This is a genomic window from Streptomyces sp. NPDC001056 (genome assembly GCF_053598955.1).
Genome location: NZ_JBSFLI010000059.1, coordinates 21911 through 30935, shown reverse-complemented (window position 1 = coordinate 30935; position 9025 = coordinate 21911). Strand labels below are relative to the sequence as shown.

Annotated in this window: 2 protein-coding genes; both read right to left on the bottom strand. The window is 72.9% G+C overall.

Annotation, left to right across the window (positions count from 1 at the left end; translation table 11 throughout):
* Positions 1–7930, bottom strand: a 7930-nt coding sequence (locus ACWDD7_RS36160) for a beta strand repeat-containing protein (protein WP_450460523.1), incomplete at its 3' end; no start/stop codon positions are given.
* Positions 7931–8424: 494 nt separating this feature from the next.
* A complete protein-coding gene (locus tag ACWDD7_RS36155; protein WP_450460522.1) occupies positions 8425–8796 on the bottom strand; it encodes a hypothetical protein in 372 nt (123 codons plus the stop codon).
* Positions 8797–9025 lie beyond the last annotated feature (229 nt).

Here is a 9025-nt window from a genome sequence, read left to right as displayed (position 1 = left end):
CGGGCGCCGAGGTCAGCGTGGTGGCGGTGTCAGCCCGGTCGACCGTCTGCGTCCCGGTGCCCGTCGAACCGGTGAAGTCGGCATCACCGTGATAGACGGCCGTGCCGAAGTAGACACCGGCCGGCAGCGCGACACTCGCCGTCGCCACCCCGCCGACCAGCGGCACATCGATACTGGTTCCGGTACTCAGCGTGAAGGTGACCGTGCCCGTCGGCACACCCGCACCCGGCGCCACCGGAGCCACCACCGCGGTCCCGGTGAACGCCTGCCCCGACACCGACGGGTTCGGCGTGTTGATCAGGGTCGTGGTGGTCGCCGACTGGCCCACCGTCTGGGTGGCGGTCCCGGTCGACGTGGTGAAGTCCGCGTCACCGCTGTAGACCGCGGTGACGGTGTGCCCGCCGGGCGCCAGCGTGTTCAGGGTGAGCGTCGCGACTCCGCCGGAGAGCGGGACGGTGGCCGTCTCACCGGTGCTGAGGGTGAAGGCGACGGTGCCGGTCGGAGTGCCGGCGCCGGGCGGGTTGGCGGAGACCGTCGCGGTCATGGTGACGGCCTGCCCGAACACCGACGGGTTGGGCGAGGTGGCCACCGCCGTGCTGGTCGTCGCCCGGCCGACGGTCTGGGTGTGGCTGACCGTGGAGGCGGCGAAGTCCGGGGCGCCGCTGTACGTGGCGGTGACGGTGTGGTCGCCCGCGGGCAGGGTGGAGACGCTCAGCGTGGCCTGCCCGGAGGAGTCCAGCGTCACGTCGACCGGGGCACCGCCGTCGATGACGAAGCTCACCGTGCCGGTGGGGACCCCGCTGCCGGGCGCGCTGGCCGTGATGGTGGCGGTGAACGTGACCGCCTGGCCGAACACCGAGGGGCTGGGCGAGGCGGTGACCGAGGTGCTGGTGGCCGCCTGGCCGACCTGCTGGGTGCCGCTGCCGGAGGAGGGGGTGAAGTTCGCGTCTCCGCTGTAGGCGGCGGTGATGGTGTGCGGGTCGGCCGCCAGGGTGCTGGTGGTGACGGTAGCGGTGCCGCCGGCGTCCAGCGGTGCCGTCACGACGCTGCCGCCGGCGCCGCCGATGGTGAAGGTGACCGTGCCGGTGGGAATTCCGGCACCGGGTGTCACCGGGGCGACCCTTGCGCTGACGGTGACCGCCTCGCCGAAGACCGAGGGGTTGGGCGCTGAGGTGACGGTCGTGGTGGTGTCCGCCGGGTTGATGACCTGGGTGGTGCTGCCGGTGGACGAGGCGAAGTTCCCGTCGCCGTTGTAGGTGGCGGTGATGAGCTCGTCGCCCGCGGAGAACGGCACACTGGTGGTGAAGGTCGCCACTCCGCTCGCGTCCAGCGCGACCGTACGGGTCCGGCCGCTGCTGGAGGTGAACGTCACCGTGCCGGTGGGGATGCCCGCTCCGGGTGCCACGGGGGCGACCACCGCGCTGATCGTCACCTGCGCCCCGTACACCGACGGGTTCGGCGCGCTGGTCACGGTCGTGGTCGTCGCCGCCGGAGTGACCGTCTGACTCGTACTGGCCTGCGAGGAGGCGAAGTTGGGGTCACCGCTGTAGGCGGCGGTGACGATGTGGGAACCGGCCGTCAGGCCGGCGGTGGTGAAGCTCGCAATACCGTCGGACAGCGGCACGGACACCACCTGCCCACCGCTGAAGGTGAACTGCACACTGCCGGTGGGCACTCCGGCACCCGGTGCGGAGGCGGCCACGGTCGCGGTGACGGTGACCGGCTGTCCGAAGGCGGACGGGCTGGGCGAGGAGGTGACCGCGGTGGTCGTGGCGGACTGGGTGACCAGGTGGGTGGTACTGCTGCTGGACGGGCCGAAGGTACCGTCGCCGCCGTAGGAGGCGGTGACGCTGTGGGTGCCGGCTTCCAGGCTGCTGATGGTGGCGGTGGCCACGCCCGCGACGAGGGCGGCCGTCACCGTACCGCCGCCGGACCCGGTGACGGTGAAGGTGACGGTGCCGGTCGGGGTGCCGATGGCGGGCGGCACCGCGGTCACGAGGGCCGTGAGGGTCACCGTCTCACCGAAGACCGACGGGTCGGGCGAGGCGCTCACGGTGGTGGCGCTGGTAGGCGTGCCCACGGTGTGGGTGGTGGTGCCGCTGGAGCCGCTGAAGTCCGCGTCGCCGCCGTAGGCCGCGGTGACGTTGTGGTCGCCGACGCCCAGGGTGTCGACGGTGACGGTGGCCACCCCGTTGGCGTCCAGCGTGCCGGTGAAGGTGCCGCCACCGGTGCCGTCGACGGTGAAGGTGACCGTGCCGGCCGGGGTGCCGGCACCCGGTGTGGCGCGTGCGACCGTGGCGGTGAGGGTGACCGGCTGGCCGAGGCCCGAGGGGTCCGGGGAGGAGGTCACGGTGGTCGTGGTGGCGGTCGTGCCGACCGTCTGGGTGTCCGTGCCGGTGGACGGGGCGAAGTCGGTGTCGCCGCTGTAGTCCGCGGTGATGGTGTGGGTGCCGGCGCCCAGGGCGCTGGTGGTGACCACCGCGGTGCCGCCGCTGCCCAGGGGCGCGGTCTGGGTGAATCCGCCGGGCCCGTCCACGGTGAAGGTGACCGTCCCTGCCGGGGTGCCCGTGCCCGGCGACGAGCGGGTGACGGTGGCGGTGAGGGCGACCGTCTCGCCGAAGTGTGAGGGGTCCGGCGCCGAGGCCACCGTGGTGGACGTCAGCGCCCGCTGCACGGTCTGGGTGCCGGTGCCGGTGGAGCCGGTGAAGTCGGCGTCACCTCCGTACACCGCGGTGATGTCATGGCTGCCGACCGACAGCGCGCTGGTGGTCAGGGTGGCGGTGCCGCCCGCCAGGGGCAGGTCCACCGACCCGGAGCCGTCGATCGTGACGGTGACGAAACCGGTGGGCGTCCCCGCCCCCGGCGCCACCGGCGCCACCGCCACCGCGACGGCGACCGCCTGACCGAACTGCGAAGGATCGGGCGCCGGGGTGACCGTGGTGGTGGTCGCCGCCTTGTCGACGGCGTGGGTCTCGGTGCCGGTGGAACCGGTGAAGTGTGCGTCACCGGGGTAGGTGGCGCTGAGGAGGCGGACACCGGCGGGCAGCGCGGCGGTGATGGTGGCCACCCCGCCCACCAGCGGTGCGTCCACGGTGGTCCCGCCGCTCAGGGCGAAGGTGACGGTGCCGGTGGGGGTGCCCGCGCCCGGCGCGACGGGGGCGACGGTGGCCGTCGCGGTGAACGACTCGCCGGACAGCGTCGGGTTGGGTGAGGTGACCAGGGTGGTGGTGGTCGCCGCGGCGTTGACGGTCTGCGTCTGCGTGCTGGTGGAGCCGGTGAAGTCGGCGTCACCCGGATAGGTGGCGGTGATGTCGTGACTGCCGGTGCCCAGCGTGGCGATGGTGAGGGTGGCCCGGCCGCTGCCGTCCAGGGTGGCGGTGAACGTGCCGCCGCCGTCCCCGGTGATGGTGAAGGTGACGTCACCGGTGGGTACTCCGGCCCCCGGTGCCACCGGCGCGACGACGACGGTGACGGTGACCGGCTCGCCGAAGGCCGAGGGGGTGGGCGAGACGGTGATGGTGCTGGCCGTCGTGGCGGCGGTGACCGTCTGGCTGCCGGTGCCGGTGGACGGGGTGAAGTCGGCGTCGCCGTTGTAGTCGGCGCTCACCGGGTGGGTACCCGGCTGCAGGGTGGTGAAGGTGGCGGTGGCGACACCGCCGGCGTCGAGCGTACTCGTCACCGAGCCGCCGCCGGGCCCGGTGACAGTGAAGGTGACGGTCCCGGTGGGCACGCCCGCGCCCGGGGCGGCGGCGGTGACCGTCGCGGTGAGGGTGACGGGCTGCCCGAAGACCGACGGGTCCGGCGAGGAGCCCACCGTCGTGGTGGTGTCCGCGGGGTTGACAGCCTGGGTGGTGCTGCCGGTGGACGGGTTGAAGTTCGCGTCTCCGCTGTAGGTGGCGGTGATGGTCTCGGTGCCGACCGGGAACGGCGTGCTGGTGGTGAACGTCGCGGTGCCGCTCGCGTCCAGCGGGACGGTGAGGCTCTGGCCGCTGCTGGTGGAGAACGTCACCGTGCCGGTCGGCACGCCCACGCCCGGCACCACCGGGGCGACCGTGGCACTGATCGTCACCGGCTGGCCGAACCGTGTGGGGTTGGGCGAGGAGGTGACGGTGGTGGTGGTGTCCGCGAGGCCGACGTCCTGGGTGAGCGTCCCGGTGGAGCTGGTGAAGTTCGCGTCGCCGCTGTAGACCGCGGTGACGGTCTCGCTGCCCGCGGGAAGGGGCACGCTGGTGGTGAAGGTGGCGTGCCCCGTGCCGTCGAGCGCCACGGTCCGGGTCCAGCCGGCACTTGAGGTGAAGGTGACGGTCCCGGTGGGGATGCCGGTGCCGGGCGCCACCGAGGCGACGACGGCGTCGAAGGTGACCTGCTCGCCGTAGGTGGACGGGTTCGGCGAGCTGGTGACCGTGGTGGTGGTCGCCGACTGCGTCACATTCTGGATGGCGCTGCCGGTGGACGCCTCGAAGTCGGCGTCACCGCTGTAGGCGGCGGTGACGGTGTGGGCCCCGGCCACCAGGGTGCTGGTCGTGAGGGTCGCGGTGCCGCCCGGTCCGAGCGGCACGGTCACCGTCTCGCCGCCGGTGCCGCTGAGGGTGAAGACGACGTTGCCGGTGGGGGTTCCGGTGCCCGGCGCGGTGACGGCCACGGTCGCGGTGACGGTGACCGCCTCGCCGAAGGCGGAGGGGTTGGGCGTCGTCGTCACCGTGGTGACGGTGGCCGCCTGTGCCACCAGGTGGGTGGTGCTTCCGCTGGACGGGCCGAACGTCCCGTCGCCGCTGTAGGCCGCGGTGACGCTGTAGGTACCGGCGCCCAGGACGTCCGTGGCGACGGTGGCCACCCCGTTGGCGTCCAGTGTGCCGGAGAAGGTGAAGGTACCGCTCGGCCCGGTGACGGTGAAGGTGACCGTGCCGGTCGGGGTGCCGGTGGCGGGCGGCACCGCGGTCACGACGGCGGTGAGGATGACCGTCTCACCGGTGACGGAGGGGTTGGGTGCGGTGGTGACGGTGGTGGCGCTGGTGGGCGTGCCCACGGTGTGGGTGGTGGATCCGCTGGAACCGGCGAAGTCCGCGTCGCCGAGGTAGGTCGCGGTGACGTTGTGGGTGCCGGTGTCCAGGGTGGCGACGGTGACGGTGGCCACCCCGTTGGCGTCCAGCGTGCCGGTGAAGGTGCCGCCACCGCCGCCGTCGACCACGAAGGTGACCGTGCCGGTGGGGGTGCCGGTGCCGGGGGGCGCCGGGGCCACGACGGCGGTGAGGGTCACCGGGTCCCCTGGGACCGTCGGGTTCGGGGAGGTGGTGACGGTGGTCGTGGTCGCGGTCTTGTCGACCGTCTGGGTGTCCGTGCCGGAGGACGGCGCGAAGTCGGCGTCGCCGCTGTAGTCCGCGGTGACGGTGTGGGTGCCGGCGCCCAGGGCACTGGTGGTGACCACCGCGGTGCCGTCGCCGCCCAGCGGCACGGTCTGGGTGAACCCGCCGGGCCCGTCCACGGTGAAGGTGACCGTCCCGGTCGGGGTGCCCGTGCCCGGCGACGAGCGGGTGACGGTGGCGGTGAGGGCGACCGTCTCGCCGAAGTGTGAGGGGTCCGGCGCCGAGGTCACCGCGGTGGAGGTCAGCGCCCGCTCGACGGTCTGGGTGTGGGTGCCGGTGGAGCCGGTGAAGTTCACGTCACCGCCGTAGACCGCGACGATGTCGTGGCTGCCGACCGACAGCGCGCTGGTGGTCAGGGTGGCGGTGCCGCCCGCCAGGGGCAGGTCCACCGGCGTGCCGCTGTCGATGGTGAGGGTGACGATGCCGGTGGGTGTCCCGGCTCCCGGCAGCACCGGCGCGACCACCACCGTGATGGTGACCGTCTCGCCGAACTGCGAGGGTTCCGGCGCCGAACCGACCGTGGTGGTGGTCGCCGCCCGGACGACCTGGTGGCTGTCGGATCCGGTGGACGGGGCGAAGTTCGCGTCGCCGTGGTAGGCCGCGGTGCTGGTGTACTGGCCCGCCGGGAGGGTGTCGGTGGTGGTGGCGACGCCGTTCACCAGGGTGACGTCGACGGTGCCGCCGCTGCTGAGGGTGAAGGTGACGATGCCGGTCGGGGTGCCCGCGCCCGGCGCGACGGGGGTGACGGTGGCGGTGAGGGTGAAGGCCTGGCCGGACTGCGACGGGTTGGGCGAGGAGGCCAGCGTGGTGCGGGTCAGCGACTGGCCGACGGTCTGTGTGGCCGTGCCGGTGGAGCCGGTGAAGTTCACGTCACCGCCGTAGACCGCGGTGACGGCGTGCTCGCCGGTGGCCAGCGAACTGGTGGTGAAGGTGGCGGTGCCGCCCACCAGGGGCACAAGCACCGGCGCCGAGCCGTCGACGGAGAAGGCGACCTCACCCGTGGGCGTTCCGCCGGGCACGGTCGGGGTGACGGTGGCGGTGAAGGTCACCTCTTGCCCGAAGACGGACGGGTTGGGCGAGGAGGTGACCGTCGTGGTGGTCGCGGTCTGGCCGACATGGTGGCTGATGCTGCCGCTGATGCCGTTGAAGTCGGAGTCGCCGGTGTAGGCGGCGGTGATGGTGTACTCCCCCGCGGTCAGGGCGCTGGTGGTGAGGACGGCCTGCCCGGAGGCGTCCAGCGCGACGGTGAAGTTCCCGATGCCGCTGATGGTGAACACCACGTCACCGGTGGGCGTTCCGGCGGCCGGTGGCACCGGGGTGACGGTGGCCCTGATGGTGACCTGCTGTCCGGAACCCGAGGGTTCGGGTTCGGCGGTGATCGCGATGGCGGTGTCGGCCTTCGTCACGACCTGGACGGTGCTGCCGCTGGAGGGGAGGAATTCGGCGTCGCCGCTGTAGTCCGCGGTGATGGTGTGGTCGCCGGCGCCCAGCGGGGTGGTGAGGGTGAAGGAGGCGGTGCCGTGCGCGTCGAGCGTCACCGTGCGGCTGCCGCCGTCGTAGGTGAAGAGCACGGAACCGGTCGGGACGCCCGCGCCCGGTGGGACCGGGACGACCGTCGCGGTGACGGTGACGGGCTGACCGTGGACGGAGGGGTTCGGCGAGGTGGTGACGGTGGTCGTGGTGGACGCCTGCCCGACGGTGTGGACCTCCGTGCCGGTGGACCCGTTGAAGAAGGCGTCGCCGTGGTAGACCGCGGTGACGTTGTGCGGGCCGACGCCCAGCGTGCTGAGGGAGATGGTCGCCGTCCCGCCGCTCAGGGTGGCGGTGAAGGTGCCACCGCCGGTGCCGTCGACGGTGAACGTGACCGTCCCGGTGGGCGTCCCGGTGGCCGGCGGGACCGGGGCGACATGGGCGGTGAAGGTCACCGACTGCCCGGGAGCCGAGGGGTTCGGCGCGGAGGTGACCGTCGTCGTGGTGTCGGCGGCGCCGCTGACAAGGTGCGGGACGCTCTGGCTGATCGGCAGGTAGGTGGCGTCGCCGGTGTAGCTGCCGGTGATGGTGTACTCGCCCGCGGTGAACGCACTGGTGGTGAGGACGGCCTGCCCGGAGGAGTCCAGCGCGACGGTGAAGTTCCCGATGCCGGTCAGGGTGAACACCACGCTGCCGGTGGGCACCCCGGGGCCCGGGGTCTCCGGGGTGACGGTGGCGGTGATGGTCACGGGCTGCCCGGGGGCCGAGGGGTTGGGCACGCTCGTGATCGTCATGCTGGTCGGGATCTGGGCGAGGGTGTGCACGTCGGTCGAGCCGGCGAAGGCCGCGTCGCCGTGGTAGGTCGCGGTGATCTCATGTGTGCCGGAGCCGGGGGCGCCGGTGGTCACCGTGGCGGTACCGTCGTCGTCGAGGGACCCGGTCAGCGGCTCGCCGTCTGCGCCGACCACGAACGTCACGGTGCCGGTCGGAGTGGTCCCGTGCGGCGCGTCCGGAACGACCCTGGCCGTCAGGACCACTGTCCGGACCTCGTCGGAAAGGCTGACGGACGAGGTCACCCGGGTGACGGTGGAGATCATGGTGCGGCCCTCTCGTGACTCCGATACAGGAAAGGGCCGCACAGTGGACTGGCTGCCCGGTGCCGCGGTCATGTGGTACGCGAGGGCACGCGTGGGACGTCTTGCGGCACGGTTCACGATCAGGGCACATCGGAACGCGGCCGCCGACGGGGTAGCCCGCGGTCAGCGACACCAGTAGGCAGGCGCGGGATCCCGGGAGGCCAGGGCCGGTACCCGAATCACCCCGAATGGAGCAGCGCCGGCCGGAGCCCGCGGCGCGCAACTCCTCGCGGTGTGCCGCCCCGGCGCACACCGACTCCTCTTCGGTGCGGCGCTTCCCGGCGACACGCACTGGCGTGCACCGGCGCGCGCGGCATGACCGGCACGGGACGCGCACACGCGTGTGCCGCGCCTCCCGGACGTCCGGGAGGCGCGGCACACGTGTACGGGCAGGTCCGCCGGGATCAGGCGGAGCGGCTGCTCTTCGGATGGTCGTTCACCGGGTGGCTCTTCTCCTACTGGCCGGTCGGCGGGGCGCCGGTCTTGCGCGGCTGCTGTCCGTGCGACGGCACCCGCAGGGACCGCGTGGGACCCGCCAGCGGCGTCCAGACATTGCTGCAGCTGAGCGTCGGCGGGGTCCCCTGAATCACCGTGCAGGCCATCTCCCACACCTGCCCACCGGTGGTCATCACCTGCACCGCGATGTTGTTGGCGAGGTTGTTGACGGTCACCGTGCACGTGTCGGTGGGGTAGTTCAACCCGGTGCTGAGGTTGTACCAGTGGAACGGGCTGACGGTCGGCGAGACCGACCGGATCCCGACGAACGTCTGCCCGTTCCGGACGGAGGCGGCCACCTCCTGGCTGACGCTCGGGTTGTAACCGGTCATCTGGAGGCACGGGCCGGGAGGACCAGACGGACCGGCAGGACCCGTAGGCCCAGGAGGACCGGACGGACCCGCAGGACCCGTAGGCCCGGGAGGACCGGACGGACCGGCAGGACCCGTAGGCCCGGGAGGACCGGACGGACCCGCAGGACCCGTAGGCCCGGGAGGACCAGACGGACCCGCAGGACCCGTAGGCCCAGGAGGACCGGACGGACCGGGAGGACCGGGAGGA